This window comes from Nostoc sp. PCC 7524 (genome assembly GCF_000316645.1).
Lineage (GTDB): Bacteria > Cyanobacteriota > Cyanobacteriia > Cyanobacteriales > Nostocaceae > Trichormus.
In genome coordinates this window covers 4,264,826-4,290,600 of sequence record NC_019684.1, presented here as the reverse complement: position 1 = coordinate 4,290,600, position 25,775 = coordinate 4,264,826, and the positions used below count along the sequence as shown (strand labels likewise).

The 25,775-nt window shown below is 41.9% G+C and carries 17 protein-coding genes; 9 read left to right on the top strand and 8 right to left on the bottom strand.

Features of this window, described 5'->3' with window-relative positions; translation table 11 throughout:
* Window positions 1-233 precede the first annotated feature (233 nt).
* Together NOS7524_RS17035 and NOS7524_RS17030 are read right to left on the bottom strand one after the other, a co-directional pair.
* Window positions 234-2,390 carry a polyribonucleotide nucleotidyltransferase gene (locus NOS7524_RS17035; RefSeq protein WP_015139733.1) on the bottom strand — a complete coding sequence of 719 codons (2,157 nt, stop codon included), beginning with the start codon at window positions 2,388-2,390 and terminating at the stop codon, window positions 234-236.
* Window positions 2,391-2,491: 101 nt separating this feature from the next.
* Window positions 2,492-3,037 (bottom strand): GNAT family N-acetyltransferase, encoded by a 546-nt coding sequence (locus tag NOS7524_RS17030; protein WP_015139732.1) that lies wholly within the window; start codon window positions 3,035-3,037, stop codon window positions 2,492-2,494.
* A gap of 123 nt (window positions 3,038-3,160) precedes the next feature.
* Here NOS7524_RS17030 and NOS7524_RS17025 point away from each other — a divergent pair, with 123 nt between their 5' ends.
* Together NOS7524_RS17025 and NOS7524_RS17020 are read left to right on the top strand one after the other, a co-directional pair.
* A complete protein-coding gene (locus tag NOS7524_RS17025; protein ID WP_015139731.1) occupies window positions 3,161-6,415 on the top strand; it encodes a DEAD/DEAH box helicase in 3,255 nt (1,084 codons plus the stop codon).
* A gap of 81 nt (window positions 6,416-6,496) precedes the next feature.
* On the top strand, window positions 6,497-7,333 hold the full coding sequence (locus NOS7524_RS17020; RefSeq protein WP_015139730.1) for an SWIM zinc finger family protein: 837 nt from the start codon (window positions 6,497-6,499) through the stop codon (window positions 7,331-7,333).
* A gap of 91 nt (window positions 7,334-7,424) precedes the next feature.
* Here the strand turns inward: NOS7524_RS17020 and NOS7524_RS17015 are convergent, their stop codons facing one another.
* The 3 genes from NOS7524_RS17015 to psbD all read right to left on the bottom strand — a co-directional run bounded on the left by NOS7524_RS17015 (window position 7,425) and on the right by psbD (window position 10,334).
* A complete protein-coding gene (locus tag NOS7524_RS17015; protein WP_015139729.1) occupies window positions 7,425-7,610 on the bottom strand; it encodes a PCP reductase family protein in 186 nt (61 codons plus the stop codon).
* Window positions 7,611-7,906: 296 nt separating this feature from the next.
* Window positions 7,907-9,295, bottom strand: a complete 1,389-nt coding sequence (gene psbC / locus NOS7524_RS17010) for a photosystem II reaction center protein CP43 (protein WP_015139728.1) — start codon at window positions 9,293-9,295, stop codon at window positions 7,907-7,909.
* A complete protein-coding gene (psbD, locus tag NOS7524_RS17005; RefSeq protein ID WP_015136834.1) occupies window positions 9,279-10,334 on the bottom strand; it encodes a photosystem II D2 protein (photosystem q(a) protein) in 1,056 nt (351 codons plus the stop codon). Before psbD ends, psbC begins: the two co-directional genes overlap by 17 nt.
* Window positions 10,335-10,896: 562 nt before the next feature.
* Here psbD and NOS7524_RS17000 point away from each other — a divergent pair.
* The 6 genes from NOS7524_RS17000 to NOS7524_RS16975 all read left to right on the top strand — a co-directional run bounded on the left by NOS7524_RS17000 (window position 10,897) and on the right by NOS7524_RS16975 (window position 18,355).
* Window positions 10,897-11,493 (top strand): photosystem I assembly protein Ycf4, encoded by a 597-nt coding sequence (locus NOS7524_RS17000; protein WP_015139727.1) that lies wholly within the window; start codon window positions 10,897-10,899, stop codon window positions 11,491-11,493.
* A 127-nt stretch (window positions 11,494-11,620) separates the two neighbouring features.
* The gene (locus NOS7524_RS16995) at window positions 11,621-12,403 is read left to right on the top strand and encodes a peptidylprolyl isomerase (protein WP_015139726.1); all 783 of its coding nucleotides are present in this window, start codon (window positions 11,621-11,623) and stop codon (window positions 12,401-12,403) included.
* A gap of 109 nt (window positions 12,404-12,512) precedes the next feature.
* Complete coding sequence (locus NOS7524_RS16990; protein ID WP_041555822.1) at window positions 12,513-13,673, top strand: beta-ketoacyl-ACP synthase; 1,161 nt, start codon at window positions 12,513-12,515, stop codon at window positions 13,671-13,673.
* Window positions 13,674-13,795: 122 nt separating this feature from the next.
* A complete protein-coding gene (locus tag NOS7524_RS16985) occupies window positions 13,796-15,205 on the top strand; it encodes a folate/biopterin family MFS transporter (RefSeq protein WP_015139724.1) in 1,410 nt (469 codons plus the stop codon).
* A 176-nt stretch (window positions 15,206-15,381) separates the two neighbouring features.
* Window positions 15,382-16,881, top strand: coding sequence for a carotenoid oxygenase family protein (locus tag NOS7524_RS16980; protein WP_015139723.1), 1,500 nt, complete (start codon window positions 15,382-15,384; stop codon window positions 16,879-16,881).
* Window positions 16,882-17,065: 184 nt separating this feature from the next.
* Window positions 17,066-18,355: a Glu/Leu/Phe/Val family dehydrogenase gene (locus tag NOS7524_RS16975; RefSeq protein WP_015139722.1), complete on the top strand. Its 1,290-nt coding sequence runs from the start codon at window positions 17,066-17,068 to the stop codon at window positions 18,353-18,355.
* Window positions 18,356-18,672: 317 nt separating this feature from the next.
* Here the strand turns inward: NOS7524_RS16975 and NOS7524_RS16970 are convergent, their stop codons facing one another.
* From NOS7524_RS16970 to NOS7524_RS16960, 3 genes are all read right to left on the bottom strand, one after another.
* The gene (locus NOS7524_RS16970) at window positions 18,673-19,827 is read right to left on the bottom strand and encodes a glycosyltransferase (RefSeq protein WP_015139721.1); all 1,155 of its coding nucleotides are present in this window, start codon (window positions 19,825-19,827) and stop codon (window positions 18,673-18,675) included.
* Window positions 19,828-19,944: 117 nt separating this feature from the next.
* Window positions 19,945-21,075: a glycosyltransferase family 1 protein gene (locus tag NOS7524_RS16965; protein ID WP_015139720.1), complete on the bottom strand. Its 1,131-nt coding sequence runs from the start codon at window positions 21,073-21,075 to the stop codon at window positions 19,945-19,947.
* 92 nt (window positions 21,076-21,167) lie between these two features.
* A complete protein-coding gene (locus NOS7524_RS16960; RefSeq protein ID WP_015139719.1) occupies window positions 21,168-22,337 on the bottom strand; it encodes a glycosyltransferase family 4 protein in 1,170 nt (389 codons plus the stop codon).
* A 1,057-nt stretch (window positions 22,338-23,394) separates the two neighbouring features.
* Between NOS7524_RS16960 and NOS7524_RS16955 the strand changes: the two genes are divergently transcribed.
* Window positions 23,395-25,488 (top strand): hypothetical protein, encoded by a 2,094-nt coding sequence (locus NOS7524_RS16955; protein WP_442789480.1) that lies wholly within the window; start codon window positions 23,395-23,397, stop codon window positions 25,486-25,488.
* Window positions 25,489-25,775: the final 287 nt, after the last annotated feature.

Below are 25,775 nucleotides of genomic sequence, written 5' to 3'. Positions count from 1 at the left end.
TATGGAACCAGTCCTAACTATGTAGGCTCTTTCTTTTATTTACCAAACTTCACCGCGATCGACAAATCAGCAAAGTTGCAACTTTCGTCTTAGCTACTTTGAGTGTGGTTAACTCTAGGTAGCTACAACTCCAGTCCTTGAGCGTCTTCTATTCAAAATTAATAAAAATTTGACGGCGATGCCTACCTAAAAGGCATCGCGGATTTTAGATAAAATCTAAAATCCAAATCGTATTAACGATTTACTGCCGCAGCTTCCCGCGCCGCAGCTGCCTGATCTGGGTGAATACCCAAACGTGTAAGATTAATTCGTCCCTTATTGTCAATTTCGCGCACTTTGACAATGACTTCATCACCCACGGCTACTTCATCCTCCACCTTGCCAACACGGTAGTCAGCGAGTTGGGAAATGTGAATCATTCCTTCCTTGCCAGGGAGAAATTCGACAAAAGCACCAATGGGGATAATCCGAGTCACGCGTCCAGCATAGACATCACCTTCATTGAGCTTGCGGGTCATGCCTTGGATAATATTACGCGCCCTTTTAGCCTTATTTTCATCGACCGCAGAAATTGTGACGGTGCCATCATCTTCGATATCAATTTTGGCTCCGGTTTCTTCGGTAATGCCCTTAATTGTCTTACCACCAGGGCCGATGACTAGACCAATCATTTCTGGATCAATCTTGATAGTCAGCAGGCGTGGAGCATAAGGTGAGGTTTCCGTGCGTGGTGTGTCAATAGTTTGCAACATTTTGTCTAAAATGTGCAATCTTGCTGATTTAGCTTGGTGGATGGCTTGGGCAATCACATCCAAAGACAAACCAGAGATTTTCATATCCATTTGTAAGGCAGTGATCCCCGTATCTGTCCCGGCGACTTTAAAGTCCATGTCACCTAAGAAGTCTTCAATGCCTTGAATGTCTGTGAGGACTCGCACTTCATCCCCTTCTTTAATCAAACCCATAGCAGCACCACTGACGGGTTTGATAATTGGTACACCAGCATCCATTAAAGCTAGGGTAGAACCACACACAGAACCCATCGAGGTGGAACCGTTGGATGATAATACCTCCGAGACTACGCGAATCACGTAGGGGAATTGCTCCTTCGGTGGTAGCACTGGTAGGATGGCTCGTTCTGCCAATGCACCATGACCGATTTCCCGTCTACCTGGGGCGCGGAGTGGCTTGGTTTCTCCCACTGAGAAGGGAGGGAAATTGTAATGATGTAGGTAGCGTTTGGATTGGTCTGTTTGCAGGTCATCGTTGAGATTTTGGGCATCTCCGGGAGTACCGAGGGTACAAGCAGATAATACCTGGGTTAGTCCCCGGTTAAATAAACCGCTACCGTGGACGCGCTTGGGTAAGACACTGACTTGACAAGATACGGGACGGACTTCATCAAGTTTGCGGCCATCCACGCGCACGTTATCTTCAACGATTTGACGGCGCATAAAGTGCTTAGTAATGTCTTTAAAAGTGTTGCCCAAGGCTTTATTATCGGCACTAGCAGCAGCCCGAATGGGGTCATCTTCTGGCAGATCGGCGATCGCTGTGGCAATATTTTCTTTTACGGCATCCAAGGCGGTATCGCGTTCGGTTTTGCCTAAATCAAATTGAGCCAAGATTTTCTTAATTTCATCGCTGGCGCGATCGCGGATATAATTTGCCAGAGTTTGGTCTACTGCTGGTGGTGCTTCCTGCACAATTTCTAGACCAAGTTCTGCTACTAAATCTTGCTGGGCTTTGATTAAATCGCGTACAGCTTCATAGCCAAAATCAATCGCTTCAATAATATCTCGCTCTGGCAATTGGTTAGCCCCTGCTTCCACCATGATCACGCCATGTGGGGAACCGGCTACTATCAAATCCAAGTCTCCAGCTTCAATTTCTGCATAGGTGGGATTGATGATGAAATCATCCCCAACTAAGCCTACCCTGACTGCTGCCATCGGCCCGTTAAAGGGAATTTTAGCAATTAGAGTAGCGATCGAAGCACCTGTCACCGCTAACACGTCCGGTGGTACTAACTCGTCCATCGACAGGGTAAATGCCACAACTTGCAAGTCATCCCGCAACCATGAAGGGAACAAAGGACGCAAGGGACGGTCAATCAAACGACTGGTGAGAATTGCTTTTTCTGGGGGACGGCCTTCCCGGCGCATGATCCCGCCAGGTATTCTCCCTGCCGCGTATAGTCTTTCTTCGTAGTCTACTGTTAGGGGAAGAAAATCAATGCCCTCTCTGGCTGCTGATCGCGTAGCTGTCACCAAAACAGCTGTATCCCCTGATTCTATCAACACAGACCCACCAGCTTGGGGTGCTAGTAAGCCTACCTTCAGTCGAATATCCCTACCATCGAAGGATATTGACTTATCAACTTCTGCCATTCAGCTTTTTTTCCTTCTCTTTCTTTATTCTCTCTCTGTGGCAATCCTAACATTTATGCCTTATGGCTGACTTCTGTTACATACAAAGAGCAACAAGTTGCTCAACGCAAAGCGCGATACATCATCAGCGCATTCACCATCTGCCCATCAGCTAGTTTTGCCGCCTGTGGAATGCTTCCCATGATATCAAAACCTAAAGACTGCCACAGGGTAATTGAGGGTATATTAGTTTCAAATACCAAATTAAACATCACGGCTGCGTAGCCTAGGTTAGCTGCTATCTCTAGCATTGATTCTCCCATCAAGCGACCTATGCCCTGACCTCGCCACCCTGGTTGTACAATGAAACCAGCATTGCAAATATGGCTGCACCGCCCTGGAAAGTTTGGTTTCACATAAAATGATCCCAATACTTCTGGGGGTTTGTGTATGGTATCCTGACCCGATAACCTGACTACAAAGGTATCATGACTCAACCAGTAAGCTGCAAATTCTGCTTGTGATAATGGATGCTGTTGCGGATAGGTTTTACCTTCATCAATTATCAAGTTGAGTAGTGTTCTGACATTTTCATATTCTTGAGGTTTTATATAATCTAGTTCTACTGTTATTCCCTTTTTAAGAATTTTATACACAGGAAAATTCATTATTAATAGTATTGAATATTTTTTAATTGCATATATTGATTCTAGTGCATAATTATTTCAATCTAAACATTAAGCTCTTGTAAGCAAGATTAATAATTTCATTAAAGTCTGAGTAGTTTGAAAATGGCAATTTTACATGGTAGTTGGTTAGTCAAAGAACAGGGTAGTAATTTATTTATTTGGGGTGAGACTTGGCGACCATCACAAATAAATTGGGAATATAACGAAATTCCCCTCAATCCATTCTCTATGAATCAGTCTGAGTTAAGTGAGTGTTTGTGTACAGAGAATCAGGTAATTGCTAATTTTCTACCTCAGCCAGCGAAAAAGTCATCACCTAAAGCAACTAAAGCAGGTAATGCTAAAGAATTGGAGTGGTCAATTAATTCCCAAATAGTTACTTTACCAACTTACATATTAGGAGGGAAAAAAGCAGGTGAAATATTAATTGCCCCTGTACATTCTGCGGCATTAGGTTCTGAAACAGAAGCTCAAGAATATTTGCAGCCTTGGCGAATTGAAGGTTTTTGCCTCAATCCCCTAGACACTATTAAATTTCTAACTTCTCTCCCCTTAAACATTGTGAATGGGGAAAATAGTTTTTTAGGTGGAGATTTAGGCTTTTGGTCACAAATTGCTCGTTGGAGTTTAGATTTAATTTCTAGATCTAAGTTTTTACCAATTATCCAACGCCAAGATCATGGTACTTTTGATACTAAATGGCAAGTGTTGTTAGACAGTGCTATAGATGGAACTCGCTTAGAAAAATTTGCGGCGAAAATGCCATTGGTTTGTCGGACATATCGGGGACTAGAAACTGGGGGAAAATTTAGCTACTCACCGAATTATGTGGATTTTCCGATTAACCCGCAAGAATTAATTTTATCGTTCCTCAACAGTGTGATAGATACCCAAGTGCGGGAGATGTTAAGTAATCAAACTTTGTTAGAACCTAGGGTAATGGCTTCTTTACCATTGGCTGTGCGTCAGTGGTTACAAGGGTTGACTGGTACATCCGGTGCAGTAAATGCCGATGTGATTGGTGTAGAGCGATTAGAAGCGGCGCTGAAAGCTTGGACAATGCCGCTACAATATCAGTTAGCTAGCAAAAATCAATTTCGTACTTGTTTTCAGTTGCGATCGCCACAGCCTGATTCTGGAGAAACTGATTGGATACTGGCTTATTTTTTGCAAGCAGCTGATAATCCAGAATTTTTAGTAGATGGGGCGACAATTTGGCAAAATCCAGTTGAGCAATTAGTTTATCAACATCGCATCGTTGAACAACCCCAAGAAACTTTCTTGCGGGGTTTGGGTTTAGCTTCTCGATTGTATCCTGCGATTGCACCCAGTTTAGAAACTGAATCTCCCCAATTTTGTCGCCTCACCCCTATCCAAGCCTATGAATTTATCAAGTCTGTAGCTTGGCGTTTAGAAGATAGTGGGTTGGGGGTAATTTTACCTCCGAGTTTGGCAAACCGGGAAGGTTGGGCAAACCGCTTGGGTTTAAAAATTTCTGCTGAAACCTCTAAGAAAAAGCAGGGGCGTTTGGGTTTGCAAAGTTTACTGAATTTTCAATGGCAATTAGCTATTGGTGGGCAGACAATTTCTAAAGCTGAATTTGATCGCTTAGTGGCTTTAAATAGCCCATTGGTAGAAATTAACGGTGAGTGGGTAGAATTGCGTCCCCAAGATATTAAGACAGCCCAAAACTTTTTCGCCTCTCGCAAAGAACAAATGTCCCTGTCTTTAGAAGATGCTTTGCGTCTGAGTACCGGGGATACTCAGGTGATTGAAAAATTACCAGTAGTCAGCTTTGAAGCCTCTGGAGCTTTACAAGAATTAATTGGGGCTTTAACTAATAATCAGGCTATTGCACCTTTACCTACACCAGCCAGTTTCCAAGGAAAGTTACGCCCTTATCAAGAAAGGGGTGCGGCTTGGTTAGCTTTTTTAGAACGTTGGGGTTTAGGTGCGTGTCTCGCGGACGATATGGGACTGGGCAAAACGATTCAGTTCATTGCCTTTTTGCTACACCTGAAGGAACAGGAAGCAATAGAAAAACCAACTTTACTTGTTTGCCCAACTTCTGTTTTAGGTAACTGGGAACGAGAAGTTAAAAAATTTGCTCCCACGCTAAAAGCTATGCAGTATCACGGTGATAAAAGACCTAAAGGTAAGGCCTTTCAAGAAGCAGTCAAAAAGCATGATTTAGTCATCACCAGTTACTCATTAATTCATCGTGATTTGAAATCTTTACAGGGGATTGATTGGCAAATAATTGTGCTTGATGAAGCCCAAAATGTGAAAAATTCCGAAGCCAAGCAATCACAAGCAGTCAGGCAATTAGAATCCACATTTCGCATTGCTTTAACGGGTACACCAGTAGAAAATAGACTACAAGAATTGTGGTCTATTATAGATTTTCTCAATCCCGGTTATTTAGGCAATCGGCAATTCTTTCAACGGCGTTTTGCTATGCCAATTGAAAAGTATGGTGATGCAGCTTCCTTAAATCAATTACGTTCTTTAGTGCAACCTTTTATTTTACGTCGCCTCAAAACTGACAGAAATATTATTCAAGACTTGCCAGAAAAGCAAGAAATGACGGTATTTTGTGGCTTGACTACGGAACAAGCTACTCTTTATCAACAAGTAGTAGAAGCATCTTTAGCAGAAATCGATTCATCGACAGGATTGCAACGCCGAGGAATGATTTTAGCTTTATTAGTGAAGCTGAAACAGATTTGTAATCACCCAGCCCAGTATTTGAAAGCAGCAAATTTAGCACAACATCATTCAGCTAAATTACAACGGTTAGAAGAGATGTTAGAAATAGTTTTAGCAGAAGGCGATGCCTACGGCACTGCTAAAGCAGGACGGGCTTTAATCTTCACCCAATTTGCTGAATGGGGTAAACTGCTCAAACCTCACTTAGAAAAGCAACTCGGACGCGAAATATTGTTTTTATATGGTAGTACCACCAAAAAGCAAAGAGAGGAAATTATTGACCGTTTCCAACACGACCCCCAAGGGCCACCTATCATGATTTTGTCACTCAAAGCTGGTGGTGTCGGCTTAAATTTAACCAGAGCTAATCATGTATTCCACTTTGATAGATGGTGGAATCCAGCCGTAGAAAATCAAGCCACAGACCGGGTATTTCGCATTGGTCAAACCCGTAATGTGCAAGTACATAAATTCGTTTGCACCGGCACATTAGAAGAAAAAATTCATGACATGATTGAAAGCAAAAAACAACTAGCAGAACAAGTAGTTGATGCAGGGGAAGAATGGTTAACAGAACTAGATACAGACCAACTTCGTAACTTACTAATATTAGATCGTAGCGCCGTCATCGAAGAAGATTCAGAATAAAAACAGAATACAGGGTGTGAAAATAGACTAGGTAAACAAACAATAATCATAAGTTATTCACCCAATCCCCAGTCCCTAATTATGACAAACACAACATTACAAGCAAGCCGTGAATGGTGGTCACAAAGATGGCTAGAATTACTCGATTCCTACCGCTTTAAAAAACGCTTAGAACGTGCTAGAAATTATTCGCGTCAAGGAAATGTTCTCAGCATTGAATTCAAAGGCGCGAAAGTATTAGCCAAAGTCCAAGGTAGTGAAGTAGAGCCTTACACAGTTTCACTTTACCTTGATTCATTTACTGATGAAGAATGGGGATATGTAATTGAAACTATGTCAAAAAAAGCTGTTTTTCCGGCTAAATTATTAGCAGGAGAAATGCCCCAAAATATTGAAGAAGTATTCACATCAAATGGGCTGTCTTTGTTTCCATTTACCCTAGGTGATGTTCACAGTAAATGTTCTTGTCCTGATAAAGCCAACCCTTGTAAACATATTGGTGCAGTTTACTATCAATTAGGCGATCGCTTCAGTGAAGACCCATTTGTATTATTTCAATTACGGGGATGTACTAAAGAACAGATTATCACTGATTTACGTCAGCTACGTGGTGAGAAACTAGAAGTTAATACCACTGTCAAGCCCGAAGAACAAAAGCCGATTTCCCATCCCCAATATAGTGTCAATCTGGATTCTTTCTGGCAATATCATGAGCCGCTAGAGTCTTCCTTGGTAGTAATTACGCCATCTATGAGTGAAACAGTTTTAGATGTATTGGGGCCAATTCCGCTTAGTAAAACGGAAGATGAGGTGAAAAATGTCACTTCTGGTGATGTAGTCACGAACTATTTGCAGACGCTGTACAAAGAAGTTAGTCAGAAGGCTATGTTAGCAGCAATGAATGTGGGAGGCGGTTGATTTAGCCAATCATTAAGCGATCGCCTACCACTATCTGAGAGAATGTTAGCGATCGCCATTTTAATCAATTAGGTTAAACCTAGCCCAAATTTTACTGGCCAAACTCCAGCCTAGCTTGTTCAACTAAATCTGCTGTAACAATATCTTGTTCTGCTTGACGCGCCAATTGCTCAATTCTAGCTTTAGCTTGAGCGCGGACAAAAAAGGGTATATTTTTTAACTTTACTTTAGCTTCAGATGTCCAGCGCAAAGCATCAGTAAAATCAGATTCTCTCATATTACTTATCCCCCTTTATTGAATCGAAGTTTTCGATTAGCCTTGATCACACCAAGCTCTTAACAAAACTTAATTCAGATGCCTGTGAATTATTTCATCAATCAAAGCTTCTAAATTTTTTCATATATATCTGATTGTGTCACAACTAGACGCGCATAACGCTCATCGACATCAAAAGCTTCCTCTGTGCAAATTCCCCATTCCCTACTTCCTATTACCTCAAAAAAAAAGGCTCTTGTTGTTACACAAGAGCCTCAAAAGCGTTCGATTGTCAGTGATGAAATAAACTTTAGAACCTAGTCAAGGTCAGGCATGGACATTGCTGGTTCATTCTCACGGTCAATACCTTTCTCAAAACCACCAGCAGCTGCACGAGCGCGTCCAGCGTGCCACAAGTGTCCAATGAGGAAGAAGAAACCTAATACGAAGTGAGAAGTTGCCAACCATGCACGAGGAGACACATAGTTGAAGGAGTTAATTTCAGTAGCCACGCCACCTACAGAGTTCAAAGAACCCAGAGGAGCATGAGTCATATATTCAGCAGCGCGACGAGCTTGCCAAGGCTGAATGTCATTTTTGATTTTTTCTAGGTCAAGACCGTTGGGGCCACGCAGAGGCTCTAACCAAGGACCACGGAAATCCCAGAAGCGCATGGTTTCACCACCGAAGATGATTTCACCGGTAGGAGAGCGCATCAAGTATTTACCTAGACCTGTGGGGCCTTGAGCAGAACCAACGTTAGCACCTAAGCGTTGGTCACGAATCAAGAAGGTTAAAGCTTGGGCTTGAGAAGCTTCAGGGCCAGTGGGGCCGAAGAATTCGCTGGGGTAAACGGTGTTGTTGTACCAAACCATACAAGAAGCGATAAAGCCCATTAAGGACAAAGCGCCTAAGCTGTAGGAAAGGTAAGCCTCACCAGACCAGATGAACGCACGACGCGCCCAACCAAAAGGCTTAGTGAAGATGTGCCAAATACCACCAGAGATACAAATTAAGGCAATCCAGATGTGACCGCCGATGACATCTTCCATGTTATCTACGCTGACAATCCAGCCTTCGCCACCAAAAGGAGCTTTGATCAGATAACCGAAGATAACAGCAGGGTTTAGGGTTGGATTGGTGATAACGCGAACATCACCACCACCAGGGGCCCAGGTGTCGTACACGCCACCGAAGAACATAGCCTTCAGGACTAACAGCAATGCACCACAGCCCAAGATGATCAGGTGGAAACCGATGATGTTGGTCATCTTGTTCTTGTCTTTCCAGTCATAACCAAAGAAAGAGGAATATTCTTCTAAGGTTTCTGGGCCACGAACAGCGTGATAGATACCACCGAAGCCCAAGACTGCGGAAGAAATCAGGTGAAGTACACCAACTACGAAGTAAGGGAAGGTGTCGATCACTTCACCACCGGTGCCAACACCCCAACCGAGGGTAGCAATATGAGGCAGCAGGATTAGTCCCTGCTCGTACATTGGTTTTTCTGGAATGAAGTGAGCGACTTCAAACAGGGTCATCGCTCCAGCCCAGAATACAATCAAACCAGCGTGAGCAACATGAGCGCCCAGTAGTTTACCAGATAAGTTGATGAGACGAGCATTACCAGACCACCAAGCAAAACCGGTGGATTCTTGGTCGCGTCCGCCGCCCATGACGGCAGTTCTATTAGAGAGCGTTACCACGGGGTAGTACCTCTTCGGGGAATACAAATTTTTCGTGGGGTTGGTCTTGAGGAGCCATCCAAGCGCGGATACCCTCGTTCAACAAAATGTTTTTGGTATAGAAGGTTTCAAATTCGGGGTCTTCTGCCGCACGCAATTCTTGCGATACGAAGTCATACGCCCGCAGGTTGAGTGCTAAACCGACAATACCGACAGCACTCATCCACAAACCAGTTACTGGTACGAACAACATGAAGAAGTGCAACCAGCGTTTGTTGGAGAAAGCAATCCCGAAAATCTGTGACCAGAAACGGTTTGCTGTCACCATGGAATAGGTTTCTTCTGCTTGGGTGGGGTTGAAGGCGCGGAAGGTGTTAGCACCGTCGCCGTCTTCAAATAGGGTGTTTTCTACGGTGGCACCGTGAATCGCACACAATAGCGCCCCACCGAGTACACCCGCTACACCCATCATGTGGAAGGGGTTGAGTGTCCAGTTGTGGAAACCTTGCAGGAATAACAAGAACCGGAAAATGGCTGCTACACCGAAGCTGGGTGCGAAGAACCAGGAGGATTGTCCCAAGGGGTACATCAAGAACACGCTGACGAATACCGCGATGGGGGCTGAGAATGCTAGGGCGTTGTAGGGACGGATGCCTACTAACCGCGCAATCTCAAATTGCCGCAACATGAAGCCGATTAAACCAAAGGCTCCGTGTAGGGCTACGAAGGGCCATAATCCACCTAGTTGACACCAACGGGTGAAGTCCCCTTGGGCTTCTGGTCCCCACAGCAACAACAGGGAGTGTCCCATGCTGTCGGCGGGGCTAGATACTGCTACTGTCAAGAAGTTACAGCCTTCTAGGTAGGATGAGGCTAGTCCGTGGGTGTACCAGGAGGTGACGAAGGTTGTGCCGGTGAGCCAACCGCCTAGTGCGAGGAAGGCGCAGGGGAATAATAATATCCCTGACCAACCTACGAATACGAAGCGATCGCGCTTCAACCAGTCGTCTAGTACGTCAAACCACCCTCTACTGGGGGCGCGTCCTACTGCGATGGTCATCTAACTAAAATCCTCTTTTTACTAAAATTGCAACGTTTCCGAGGAAATAACGTTTTTTTAGACACCCTCAGCAGGTTTATAATTGCTGAGTTCCTGAGATGCTACCGCCTGATCAAGTTGGCATTTCTCAGAGATATATCGTTACACGTATCACGAGCTAGTTACCTAGCTTGTGGTAACTTAATGTTTCTTAACTTATCACATTGTTCGGGTTTTCGCTCAATTCACGTAGAGGAATCCAGTATTTAACACGAACCTATTAAATACTATCAATATCAGAATTTTAACAATTTGACACACCTTTTCTCAGAAATCTTATGACTGGGGAGTGGGAAGTGGGTGAGCAGGAGAGCAGGGGAGTACGTGAGCAGAGGAGATTTTTTGGCAAGAATTCTTTAATTTTGAATTTTGTAGGCGCAAGCCTTCCCTACGGAGGCGTTAGCCTAGTCGTAGACTATTTTGAATTTTGAATTGATTTATGCCCAACATTTAACTTGCAAGACATCCTGTTCAAATGGCAGACTTTTAGAAAAGGGAAGCACTCACAGGCCAAGGTAGTTCAATGACGGCATCAACAACAGTTAACAAAGGCGATTCACCTAACGGCGATAGCTCCGCTTCACGCCTCCTACATCAAAAGGTTCTCGGTTCTCGTCGGTTTAGCAACTACTGGTGGGCAACTATTGTCACAATGGGAGCTAGTGGCTTTTTATTGGCTGGGATATCGAGTTATTTAAACGTAAATTTACTCATAGTTACCGATCCATCTCAATTAGTCTTTGTCCCTCAAGGGCTGGTGATGGGGTTATATGGTTCGGCTGGTCTGCTTTTAGCATTGTACCTGTGGCTAGCTATCCTCTGGGACTTAGGCGGCGGTTACAACGATTTCAATAAAGAAACTGGTTACATCAAAATCTTTCGTTGGGGCTTTCCTGGCAAAAATCGCCGGATTGAAATTGATTCCCGCATTCAAGATGCACAAGCTGTGCGGATAGATATCCAAGAAGGTTTAAATCCTCGTCGCGCCCTATATCTCCGTGTTAAAGGTCGCCGAGATATTCCCTTGACAAGGGTAGGACAACCGTTACCCATAGCAGAGTTAGAAACCCAAGGTGCAGAGTTAGCTCGTTTTTTGGGTGTACCGTTGGAAGGGTTGTAAGCACAGGTGACAGGTGACAGGTGACAGGTGACAGAGGAGTAGAGGAGAATATTGTCCTCAATCCCCAATCCCCAATCCCTAACATCAAAAAGAGGCTAAGATACACTGGTTGAGTCAGTAACTGGCAATGCGGTTAAAAGTTTCACAATTCTTAGTTGCGCTTTTGATGATTGGTTCTTTGATGTTGGGAAGCTGTTCTCCACAGCAAGTAAGCTCTGATTCTTCCCCAGCATCAACAACAACCGAAACAACCACAACAAATACTGAAGCAACATCTGTATCGGAAACAATAAGTGAGAGTATTCCAGGAATGAACAATCTACCACGCCTCGATGGCAAAGCTACCGTGGAGATGAGGGTGAATGGCTCGCCAATTACTATCGAAGTAGACGGTACTAATGCCCCGATTACAGCCGGCAACTTTGTTGATTTAGTGCAGAAGGGTGTGTACGATGGCACAATGTTCCATAGAGTTGTCAGAGATCCCCAACCTTTTGTAGTGCAGGGGGGCGATCCTCAAAGTAAAGACCCGAAAACTCCTGTGCAACTTTTGGGAACTGGTGGTTATAGTGACCCAAAAACTGGCGCACGTTATATTCCTTTGGAAATTAAGCCCAAAGGAGAACAAAACCCAATCTATAGTAAAACCTTTGAATCGGCTCGTGTGACCAAGCAACCAGAGTTACAGCATAAACAAGGTGCGGTAGCAATGGCGCGATCGCAGCAACCAGATTCTGCTTCTTCTCAGTTTTATTTTGCTTTAGCTGACTTAGGATTTTTAGATGGTAACTATGCGGTTTTTGGTTATGTCACCAATGGCTTTGATGTAGTTAACAAGATTCAGCAAGGCGATCGCATTGAATCGGCGAAAGTCACTCAAGGGGCTGAAAATTTAAAAACTCCGCAATAGTGATTGGAGAATAGGGAGTAGGGAGTAGGGAGTTGTGAGAGAAGTAATATCACAATTTTTGTCAATTTCCTATTCCCCATTCCCCATTCCCCATTCCCTAAATCTAAAATTGATTGAAGTTGTTATCACCGGTATTGGACTGGTTTCCGCTTTGGGTAAAAGCTTAGAGGAGAGTTGGCAAAAATTAATTGCTGGTAAATCTGGAATTCAACAGCATCAAATATTTCCAGAGTTAGCACCTATCCCTCTAGGCTTGATTGGTACGAAACCAGCTAAGTTGAAAACATTAACCCAACAGGTTGTAGTTGCAGCCATTGAAGATGCTGGTTTATCTTTACCTTTGCCTGATTGTGCTGTAGTTATTGGCTCAAGTCGTAGCCATCAGGCATCATGGGAAAATTTGGCACGGCAAACAAATGAGAAATATCTCAACCAATACTCATGGGCTACGGAAGAGAAGTTAGAGGATTGGTTAGAATTTTTACCCCATATGAATGCGATCGCAACTGCAAGGCAAATTGGGGCAACAGGAATAGTGTTAGCACCGATGGCAGCTTGTGCTACAGGAATTTGGGCGATTTCCCAAGCAGCTTTTTTGATTCAGACAGGGCAATGTCAACGAGCGATCGCTGGGGCTGTAGAAGCACCAATTACACCCCTAACTATCTCAGGATTTCAACAGATGGGGGCTTTAGCTAAAACAGGAGCTTATCCCTTTGATATCAACCGTGAAGGCTTGGTATTAGGTGAAGGGGCGGCTGTGTTTGTCTTGGAATCAAGAGAGTTAGCCCAGCAGCGTCAAGCCAAAATTTATGGTCAAGTGCTGGGTTTTGGTTTCACCGCAGACGCATATCATAGCAATCAGCCAGACTTGGAAGGTAGGGGTGCGATCGCTGCTATCAAGCAAAGTTTAGAACGTTCTCACCTCACACCCCAGGATATAGATTACATTCATACTCACGGTACAGCTACCCCACTCAACGATCGCGTAGAAAGCAAAGTCATAAAAAAGCTATTTCCTGATCAAGTACCAATTAGTTCTACTAAAGGAGCTACAGGTCACACTCTAGGGGCATCAGGAGCTTTAGGAGTAGCTTTTACATTGTTAGCTATGCAACAGCAAATTTTGCCTCCCTGCGTAGGATTACATAAGCCAGAATTTGATTTAAATATAGTTAGGACAGCACTTCACCATCCTATCCGGCAAACATTATGTTTCAGCTTTGGTTTTGGTGGACAAAATGCAGTGATTGTGTTAAGCAAATCTTAACTTTAACAGTTTTGTCATCAATCCCACAAAAATCTGGGAATTTAAGAATTTTTTTACAAAACCGAGATTAGAAGAAATCGATATGATAGAAAAGTCGATAAAACTTAAAAAATATTCATCAAATGCTGATTGACTCCTCTGGCTTGTCCAAGGTGAAAGACTCAGTAACAGAAAAAATTTTCTTCGGCAATGAACCAACTGCCGAGTTAATTGCTATTCTGACCGTTTACTTTGTGCAAGGAATTTTAGGGTTGGCGCGTTTAGCTGTCAGCTTTTTCCTCAAAGATGAATTGTTACTGAGTCCAGTTCAGGTGTCAGCCCTATTGGGAATTGTCGCCTTACCGTGGATTATCAAGCCAATGTTTGGCTTTATCTCAGATGGCTTGCCCATATTTGGCTACCGTCGCCGTCCTTACTTAATCCTATCGGGATTATTAGGTACTATTTCTTGGGTGAGTTTGGCCACCATAGTACATGATCGCTGGGCGGCAACGATCGCGATCGCTCTCGGTTCTCTCTCCGTCGCCGTTAGTGATGTGATTGTTGATTCCCTAGTTGTCGAACGGGCAAGGGTAGAATCACAAGCAGATGCCGGTTCTCTACAGTCATTATGTTGGGGTGCTTCCGCAGTAGGCGGATTAATCACAGCATATTTTAGCGGTCTGCTTCTCGAACACTTCACTACCCGCACTGTCTTTGGGATTACTGCTTCATTTCCCCTGATTGTCTCCTGTATCGCTTGGTTAATTGCTGAATCTCCCGTAAGTAAAGATAGCAACGGCAACACCAACACATTAAGCATCAAGCATCAAATAGGACAACTACGTCAAGCCATTACCCAAAAAACTATATGGCTACCGACCGCATTTGTCTTTATCTGGCAAGCCACCCCAACAGCTGACTCTGCCTTTTTCTTCTTCACCACTAACGAACTTCACTTTGCGCCAGAATTTTTAGGGCGGGTGCGTTTAGTAACCAGTATTGCTTCTTTAATTGGCATTTGGATTTTTCAACGCTTCCTCAAAAGTGTGCCATTTAGAGTCATTTTTGCTTGGAGTACAGTCATCTCCGCCGTTTTGGGCATGACAATGCTACTGTTGGTGACACATACAAACCGAGCTTTGGGCATAGATGATCACTGGTTTAGTCTTGGTGATAGCTTGATTCTCACTGTGATGGGGCAAATTGCCTATATGCCTGTGTTAGTCCTAGCAGCGCGACTCTGCCCCCCTGGAGTAGAAGCCACCCTATTTGCTTTGTTGATGTCAGTATCTAACTTAGCGGGGATGGTTTCCTACGAATTTGGAGCTATCATCATGCACTGGTTGGGAATTACCGAAACCAATTTTGATTTGCTATGGCTTTTGGTATTGATTACTAATCTTAGTACCCTGTTACCCTTACCGTTTCTGAATTGGCTACCAGGTGATGATTCACAAACCCAGACATCAATCACTGAAGAACCGAAATTAACATCCAATTTAATCTCTGGGTTGATGGTGAGAGAGGCAGAATCAGAAGCGGTTGAGTAAGGATATCTCAACATCTTAAGAGGGGAATTATCAAAAAAATATCACCGTGCATAATTTGCCAATAAAGCTGGCAAAACTCAATATTCATGGATTGTTTTTTATAGCCATTTGAAAAAATCACACATTAAACACTTGTAAAGACACGATACACCTTCTGATGGATTGTCATTAAAAATATGCAAACTTTGAAAAATTCAGAAACAGCAGTTTTAGAAAAATCATATACTCGTGAAGATTGGCAGAGAGGCTATGAATCCCTTACCCAAGAATTTGATTATTGGATTGATGAGGTAGAAGGAGAAATTCCTCCTGAACTGCAAGGCACATTGTTGAGAAATGGGCCGGGATTATTTGATGTCAATGGGCAACCAATCCATCATCCTTTTGATGGTGATGGGATGATTAGCCGTATTACTTTTGTGAATGGACGCGCTCATTTTCGTAATCGCTTTGTCAGAACTACAGGTTATTTGGCAGAACAAAAAGCTGGGAAAATTCTCTATCGTGGTGTCTTTGGTACGCAAAAACCTGGTGGTTTGTTAGCTAACATCTTTGATTTTCAAATCAAAAACATTGCCAATACAAATGTTATTTATTGGGGGAATAAACTTTTGGCATTGTGGGAAGCTGCTGAACCCCACCTGCTTGATCCTTACACCCTCGAAACTTTAGGGAAAGAACATTTCGATGGAGTTTTGGCAGAGGGTGAAGCGTTTAGCGCCCATCCCCGCTTTGATCCTAGTTGCATTCAAGATGGCGGCTCCCCTTGTCTAGTCAATTTTTCGATTAAACCGGGATTATCTACTACCATTACTATTTTTGAGTTAGACCCAGGTGGTAAAGTTATCAGAAAGCAAGCCCATAGCGTTCCGGGTTTTTGTTTTATTCACGATTTTGTCATTACTCCCCATCACTGCATCTTCTTTCAAAACCCTGTAGTTTTCAATCCTATACCTTTTGCTTTAGGGATACGTGCGGCAGGGGAATGTATTAAATTTCAGCCTAATCAACCAACTAAAATTATCATCATTCCTCGCTTTCCAAATGGTGAAAATACGGGAGTAAAAATTTTAGAAACACAATCAGGTTTTGTATTTCACCACGTTAACGCTTTTACTGTGGGGAATGAAATATTTATTGACTCCATTTGCTATGATTCATTACCAGAAGTAGAACCAGAAAGCGATTTTCGCCAAGTTGATTTTGATGCGAATTCTCCTGGTCAACTCTGGCGTTTTCGTGTCAATCTTCAGGATGGGAAAGTAGAACGTCATTTAATTGAGGCTCGTTCCTGCGAGTTTCCTAGTATACATCCGGCTCATGTGGGACGCACCTATAGATATATGTATATAGGGGCATCTCATGCAGAGATGGGTAATGCACCACTGCAAGCAGTGCTGAAAATTGATTTAGAGTCTGGAGAAAGACAACTGTGGAGTGCTGCACCCCGTGGTTTTATGGGTGAGCCAATTTTTGTACCACGTCCCAATGCTCAAACAGAAGATGATGGCTGCGTACTAGCTTTAGTTTATGATGCTGCTCATCATCGCTCAGATGTGGTGATTTTAGATGCTCGTGATTTGAACAGAGGTGCCATCGCTCGACTACACCTAAAACATCATATCCCCTATGGTCTACACGGTAACTTTACCTCACAAATTTTTACCCCAAATTGATCCCTTGATGATTTCGCACCATAGATAAAAGCCAACAATCATTTTTGGCTGGGATCTGTGGTTTTCTAAACACAAAATAAAATTGTAACAAAAACTACAAAATTCCGAATTTTCTCAAAAACACAAGGTAGGCTAGGCATATATGTATCCGGTTCGCTAAAAACCGCGATTAGGAGAAAATCTTATGGTTTCAACCCCTATCACTCCTTTAGAAGCTGCTACTCCAGCACATATTTGTCCATTTGACCAAGCTTGTAGTTATTTAGAAGCAGCAGGGAAAGAATTAAGGCTAGATCAAGGTGTCCTAGAAATTCTCAGCCACCCGCGTAAGGTAGTGACAGTTTCCATCCCTGTGAAGCTAGACAATGGCGACATTCGGGTGCTAGCAGGACATCGAGTACAACATTCTGATGTTTTAGGCCCCTACAAAGGCGGAACTCGATACCATCCGGCTGTCACGCTACGAGAAGTATCAGCTTTAGCTATGCTGATGACTTGGAAATGTGCGCTGTTGGGTATACCTTACGGTGGTGCTAAGGGAGGTATTGCGATCGATCCAGAAAACTACAGTGTAGGTGAATTAGAACGGATAACTCGCCGCTATACTAGCGAATTAATTAAAGATATTGGTCCCTCAGTAGACATACCTGCACCAGATATGGGAACCTCCGCCCGTGAAATGGCTTGGATGATGGATACCTACTCAGTGAATGTAGGTCATGCTGTACCCGGAGTTGTCACTGGTAAACCGTTGTCTATCGGTGGTTCACTGGGGCGGGAAATGGCTACTGGACGGGGTGTGATGATTATTGTCCGGGAAGCACTAGCGGACATGGGCAAATCTCTGGAGGGAATACGAGTAGTTATCCAAGGGTTTGGGAATGTGGGAGGTGCAGCAGCTGAATTACTTTACCAAGCAGGCGCTAAAATTATTGCCGTTTCAACTGCTACAGGTGGTGTATATTCATCTCATGGTCTGGATATTCCCGCATTAAAAGCTTATGCTGCCGATAATCGTAAAAGTGTAGTAGGCTTCCCCAAAGCATCGGCTATTAGCAATGCAGAGTTACTAACTTTGCGTTGTGACGTTTTAATCCCAGCCGCCTTAGAAAATCAAATCACAGAAGAAAATGCCCACGAAGTAAGGGCGCAAATTGTTGCAGAAGCAGCCAACGGCCCAGTAACTTTGGAAGCTAACCGAATTTTAGAAGCGCGTGGTGTGACTGTATTACCCGACATTCTGGCAAATGCTGGCGGTGTGGTGGTGAGTTACCTAGAGTGGGTGCAAGGTCTTTCTTACCTATTTTGGGATGAGATCCGTGTCAACCGCGAAATGGAACACTTGATGGTGCAAGCATATCAGCAGGTGATTGAACAATCTCAGGTGCGGCAAGTTCCCTTAAGGTTAGCAGCCTATACTCTGGGAGTAGGTAGAGTAGCCCAAGCACTAAATGATAGGGGTCTCTATCCTTAAGAGGTTGTTTGAAAAGTCCCTGGTGATGTATCAAATACTTTCAGATCCCCCTAAATCCCCCTTAAAAAGCTATCCATTATAAACATCTTTCTTAACATTTCGAGAGTATGAACTCACGTCTCTAGAACCCTGATTCGTTCGTTTTTCATTCTCAATAAAAACACTGTTTTAGCGAGAAGAATAAATGATGATTTGTCAAGTATGCTTAAAGTTTCAGTCCTTAAGATGCTTATAGAGCAAGGGTTTTAAGATTGTAAAGAAAGATGTGGGTAACGCATAGCTTAAAAAGGGGGACTTTGATTCTATTTCCCCCCTTTTTAATTGGCAGGCCTTGATAATGTGCTTAATAAAAGTTGAGCAATTTGCTGATTGATATTAGCTACATCAAAACGCTGACTAGCGTTAGTTCTGGCATTACTAGCTATAGTTGCAGTTGTCTGTTTCTCTTGTAGACAAGTATTAATAATTTGTGCCAGTTCTTGAGAATCTCCAGGCGTAGTTAAAAAACCATTAACCCCATGTTCTACTAATTCTGTAGCACCGCCAGCTTGAGCGGCAACTACAGGCCTACCACACAACATCGCTTCTACAATCACTCTGCCAAAAGGTTCTGGTGCAGTGGAAGTATGGGCAACTAAATCACAAGCTGCCATTAACTGAGGAATATCAGAACGGAATCCCAGAAATTTCACCCGATTTTCTAGCCCTAGTTTGGCAATTTGTTGATGTAGTTCTTTAACATAATCTTGTTCACCAAACAGAGCATCACCAACTAAAAGTGCTGTCACTTGAGATGGACATTGGGCAAGTGCATCTATTAAAATATGCTGCCCCTTCCAAGGTGAAAGCCTGCTAAAGTGTCCAACTACAAATTTATTTTCTACTCCTAATTGTTGCCGCAGTTTTTGAATATCATCTTCACAGGTTTGATAATTTTTTAAATCAAAACCGTTATAGACGACTTGAGTCAGTTCTGCCCGTCCTCCTGCTTGGACAAATGCTGTTTGACTAGCTTGAGAATTAGCGATGACTAATGCAGCAAAACGATTAGCTAAATTAATGGCAATGCGAAGGTTAGTTTGGCTAAAGTGATCTGATGAAAGAATATCATGTAAATGATAAACCAAAGGACGACGAGCTAAAAAACTGGCGATCGCTCCAATCACTAATGCTTTTTGAGTATTGGCATAGATTACATCATATTTTTTAGCTTTTTCGGCTACCTTGATGATGAGGGGGGCAAGTTGTGCCAAGCTGCTAAATGCTTGGAATAAATTACTTTGTTTACGAACTTGAATTTTTTGGGTTGTTAAAACTTCAACTGGGATATGATTCTGTTCTAGTAAGGTTTTAAAAGAGCCATCAGCAAACAAGCCAACTAAAGCGCGATCGCGGTAAGGTTTGGCAATATCAATTAAGCATAATTCTGCACCACCTGGTTTACCACTTTGGTCTAGAAATAAAATTTTCATACCAAATAAATTATTGATGTTTTCATTATTAAATGAGGCAGAAAGAAAGAAGTAGAGGAGCAGGGGAGAGGGGAGAGAATTTTACCGTAATGCCCAATCCCCAGTCCTCAATCTCTCTTAGGGTGGAGTTAAAGACATAGACAAATGAGTTAAATTTCTATTGTTTGTATGTTGATTTCTGAGTGTAATACTACCAGTCAACTGTTCAACAACATATTCTGCTACAACAGTTTCTGAGCATTTATTCTGCCACCAATTGAGAGATTTATAGTGCATTTCTTGCATAAATTGTGGATTACGTAATAGCTTTTCTAAAACTTTTTCCCACTCTCGCCAATTCTTAATTTGAATAACAGGCGCTCCATCCAAATACCACCGTGAAGGTAAAGCTTCTGTGACGACAACGCAACCATATTTCATCCCTTCAAACAGACGAGTTGTTTCAAAAGATGTCCCTCTCGGCACAAGACAGATTTTTGTATCCATCATAATTTCACAATAGCTGCGTTCATCTTCACTGGTTCTATTGTGAAAACCAGCCGTGACTGCTAATTCAACATTAAAATGGCGATGGCGGCGCTGAAATTTCTTGATATTTGATATCATGAGTTTTCGCGCCAAGCTTTTAGGAGTTCCTAACCAATATTTTAAAGACCAAATTGGGTAAGGTACGTGTACAACACTACCAGAAAAATAAGTATCGTAAAGACGTTCTTCTAGAGGCTTAATTGGTAAATTTTTGGAATTGTTGTACCCTAAAGGAAGGTCATAAATTGGTGTAACTTTACCTTTACCTAGTAACCAACTTTTCAACTTTTGGAATTGGTAATTGGCTACTCCAGGGAAGGAAACAACTAAGATTCTGAGAAATTGCATCAATGTGAGCAAGTTCAATAAAGAAGGCTGAAGTAAAGGATTGCATCCTAAAATTGGACGTGTACCTATGCACTTAAATACAGCTCTGACTTTATGAAAATACTTTGGTGTACGATACCATTCGTCTCCAATGACAAAAACTACTACATTTTGACCGTATGATGGGAGTTCATCCATTTCATCCCAGGTGACATAAAAGATTAAATCACTAATAGCTGAACTTTGTTCTATAGCTTGAAATACTTTACCAAAATAATCAGTTAAACCAAATTGAACTGGTGGCTTGTTGTCGTATATATCCCAAGGAATTGGGGTTTGACCTTTTTTGAGATAGATATAGTATTGATTCGCAAGTGTATTTCTCACAGGCATAGGGATTATATCTCCAGTGTAAAATTCAGCTACTTGGTGAAAATTCCAGAGATGTTACTTAGCTATTAAATTGTGATTGAGACAATTACTTTTTAAGCCAAGATAACTTGACGCACTTGTTGACCGATTTTTTGCCAATTGAAATGAGTCGCAGCATACTGACGACAATCTTGTCGTGAAGGCGTTGGTATTTGTCCTAGCAATATCTGCTCTAATTTTTTGGCAATAGCTGAGACTTCGGTAGAAGTGGTGATTAACTCTGGTGAGAAGGGTTTTAAAATCTCTGGCATACCCCCGATTGGTGTACACAATACGGGAGTTCCACAAGCTAAAGATTCCAGAATTGCTAATCCAAACCCTTCAAAAGATTGACTAGGCATAACAGTTAAATTAGCAGCTTGGTAAGCTATTGGCAACTGTTCATCTGGGAGAAAGCCTAAAAATTTGACATTGTTCTCTAAACCTAATTCTTTAGCTTGTTGTTCTAGGATAGTTTGTAGATGACCTCGACCTGCGATCGCCAACCAAACATCAGCTATTTTTGGTTTAATAATTGCTATAGCTGCCAACAGTTTATCTAGTCCCATACGATTAACTAAACGCCGGGATGTAAATAAAATTGGGCGATCCTCTGGCCAGCCTAACTGCTGACGTGCTACTGTTTGTGGCAGTTTCGGTTGGAATTTATCGATATTAACACCACCGGGAATAATATGGATTTGATTCCATGAAACTTCATATTGTTTATGTAAAATATTGCCAAAAGCTTTACTAAGAACTATGAAGCGATCGCAGCTATTATAAGTAGTTTGTTCTATCAACCGACGCTTGAGGAAAATGCTCAGTTGATTATTAACCATCTCCTGTTTACTTTCCGAAGCCCAAGGCCCATGAAAGTTAAATGTAATCGGCACTCCTTGGGGTAAAATATCTAAAATCGGAAAGCTATATAATGCAAAATGTAAATTAATCGCATCCGGTTTGCTGATTCTAGTCTTTTGGAAATTAGTACGAATAGACCAAAGTCGTTGCCAAATTGAACTATCTGGTGATGCTAAGTTAGTCAGCCTAATTGGCAAATTTACCTCTGTTTCTGGTAGACCAACTCCACATAATTCTACCTGGTCTTGATGATTTGCTAGTGTATGAATTAGCTCATAAACATATCTTTCTAATCCTCCAGGTGTTTTAGGAAACCAGCCTGTTCCTAGAGTCAGAATAGAAGCAGATTGTGAATTAAAATTAGTTTTTTTATCTTCCACTACTTATCTCCTAATTGGTATTTGGCATGGATAAGTTTATTTTTATACCAAGCTAAGGTTATTTTTTACATATAACAGTATATGAATACTGTTTAGTATTTATATTCTGTTATTCTCTAGTTAATCAGTAAGCTTCGGTTCTTACCAAATGGAGATTTTGTATGAAATTATCTACGGTTTAAAAATTTTATTAATCAAAACTTTAAAATGGCAAAATTAGATATGAATTATCTGTTTTCACAAGACTTTGATTTATAACTGGTTTAAACACCTTTGTCAATTGTGTGTTGATAGCAACAATCAACTACTGAGAATCATAAATCCAGTAAGAGTAAAAATAGTGATCAATAAAACTTTCAGCCTCAAGCATGAATAATAATTATGTAGCAAAAAGTTATCACTAATAAAATCTTGATTGGTTTAGTATTAATATTTACCTAGATTTTCTAAATTCAAGTAAATATTAATACTAAATAAAAATTTCTTGGCGAAATCACTGTTATGTAGCAATCCGATTTGATTTCTAAAATTATCTGCTTAGGTAGGCAATAGGAAAGGAGAGAGGAGGGGTGTACTGAGTTTTTTATGCACCAGTGCAGGCTACGCCAACAAAAATCAAATAGGAGTTTTATAGTTTAAAAAGTATGTGGGTTTGATAAAAATTTGGTGAACATGGAATTTTTATCAACAACTATTTGTTATCTATGTATATGTCCTAGTTTCAAAAATATGATTATAAATTCAATTCAATCTATGACATCTTAGAATTTACGTAGACTATTGTTATCAAAATAACCAATTAAGATTTTAAATATGTTCATTTATATAGATATTAACTACTGGATGTGACAGATTCTTATCTGTTCATCATGAATTTATCAGATAAATCTACCACAGCTATAAAAAGATAAAATTCTGGGAAATTGATTGCATGAAAAACCAAATATTCCAGCATTTACGTAGATTTCAGCAACAATTAGAACAAAGCATCAAAAAGTTCTCATCAAAGAGAAAATTTCGCCAATTGAAATTTTTGCTTTTTTCCCTAGCTGTGATGATGGGATTAGTTCTGGCTACTATTTGTATGCCCATAGACGGGACGATAAGTAGCGTTCCTACCAATACTTATCAAACATCTTGGATTGGTAATAGTTTTGGTGGTGGTAATAAGTGGGTACAGAATTATATTGAAGCAATGTATGTTGCTCCTAACGGCACAGTTTATACTAATAGTCACTGGGATGAAGCAGGAGCAGAAGCATCAATATATAAGGATGGCGATATTGTTGGGATTCTGCGTGATACTCATGGTTGGAGTCGTGCAGGTGGCGAAGCCATCACAGCCGATCGCAAATATATTTACATGGCTATGCGTCAAGGCGCAGTAGGTAAAATCGATCAAGATTATCCCGCCGAAGGCACAACTTGGTATTGTGTCAGACGTTATGATTTAACAGGTAAACCCGCACCTTTTGCTGAGGGACGTGGTTGGGATAAAAGTATGTTAATTGTCAGTAACAAAAGTGAAGTTACTGGGTTAGCAACTTTAGGTAATGAGTTATTTGTGAGTGATTCTGCTACTAACAAAATTCGCGTTTACAACCCTGAAACTATGCAGGAAAAACGCAGTTTTAGTATTGCTAATCCAGGCGCGATCGCAGTTGATAAACAAGGTAATCTCTGGATTATGCAACGCAAAAATGCTAGTAACCCTGCTAAGATTGTGCGCTACACCCCAGCCGGCAAGCAATTGCCACAACAGATTACTAATGTGAGTGTACCAAGGGCGATCGCGATCGATAACCAAAACAGACTCTTAGTTGCAGACAACAGCACTCGCCAGCAAGTATTAATTTACGACATCAAAAACCAGCCTGTGCAGGTGGGAAGCTTCGGTAACAAAGGCGGTATCTATAGCGGTGTACCTGGGGAAGTGCAAAGCTTAAAATTTTATGGTTTGACTGGTGTAGGTGCAGATGATCAAGGCAATATTTACGTTAATAGTAACGGGTTTAATAATTCTGGGACAGATTTAAGAAAATTTTCGCCATCCGGTAAGCAAATTTGGCAATTATTAGGATTATTCTTTGTCGAAAATGCTGATGCTGATCCCAAAAGTGACGGATTAAGTGTTTTCACCAAGCAAGAAGAATTTGCAATGGATTATAGTAAACCGGCTGGTAAGCAGTGGACTTACAAAGCCTACACCTTAAATCCATTCAAATATCCCCAAGATCCCCGTTTGCATACCTCACCAGATGCTAGCTTTTTCCGCCGCATCAAGGGTAAGCCTTTCTTATTCCTCACAGATATGTACACCAGCTTTTTGCAAGTTTATCGTTTTAATCCTGCTAAGGATGGCAAAATAGCAATTCCTGCTGGGATGTTTGTGGGTACAAATGGCAATGGAAAACAATCAATTAGTGGCAATTGGCCACCATATCAACCCCAAAAAGGAGAATGGATCTGGCGCGATCGCAATGGTAACGGCGCTTTTGACAAAGGTGAATATGAAAACAGCCAAGACTATCCTTACATGGGTGGTTGGTGGGTAGACAGTAAAGGCGATGTCTGGAAAACCTTGCGGACTCAAGATGGTATCCGCCACTATCCCGTTCAAGGACTAGATACTCATGGCAATCCTATCTATAGTTACAGTGCCATGAAAAAGGACAAAACTCCCAGCTTCTTTACAGACTTGCGACGCATCGAGTATTTTCCCGAAACCGACACCATGTATTTGTCAGGCTTCACAGCTGAACATCCATCAATTGGTGACGATGCCAAAGCTGCCGGCTCGGAGATTGCCAGATTTGATAACTGGAGTAAAGGCGATCGCCAACCCCGTTGGCGAATTGTTGTCCCTCACGACACCACAGGTAAGCGAGAAATTGTCACCGCAGCCATGAGTGTAGCGGGAGATTATGTATTTTCAGTGACATCTAAAACTGCCGAAGTTAATGTCTATAATGCCAAGACAGGTACTTTAGTAAAAACCTTAAAACCTGGACCAGAAGTGGCAAATGAAAGCGGTTGGATTGATATACCTCAAGGTATCCGTGCTGTGCGTCGTTCTAATGGCGAATATCTAGTATTTGTTGAAGAAAATTGGAAAGGAAAGGTGATTTTATATCGCTTTTCTAAGATTTAAGTTTCTGTGTGTCAATTCATAAATTGTTGTATAGCAGGGGATAGGTGACAGGTGACAGGTGACAGGTGACAGGTGATACCATTTCACGAAAAACCTGATACAGATGTAAACCCTGAAAGCTTTGCTGCATCTAAGTTTTTTAATTGCGAATTGCGAATTGCGAATTGTGAATTGGTATGACAGGTGATAGGTTACAGGTTACAGGTTTAAAAGCCTGTGATGGTAATGGTTTTATGATTTCCTAATGTCCTAATCTCATTGGCTACAGCTATACAAATTAGATCCTC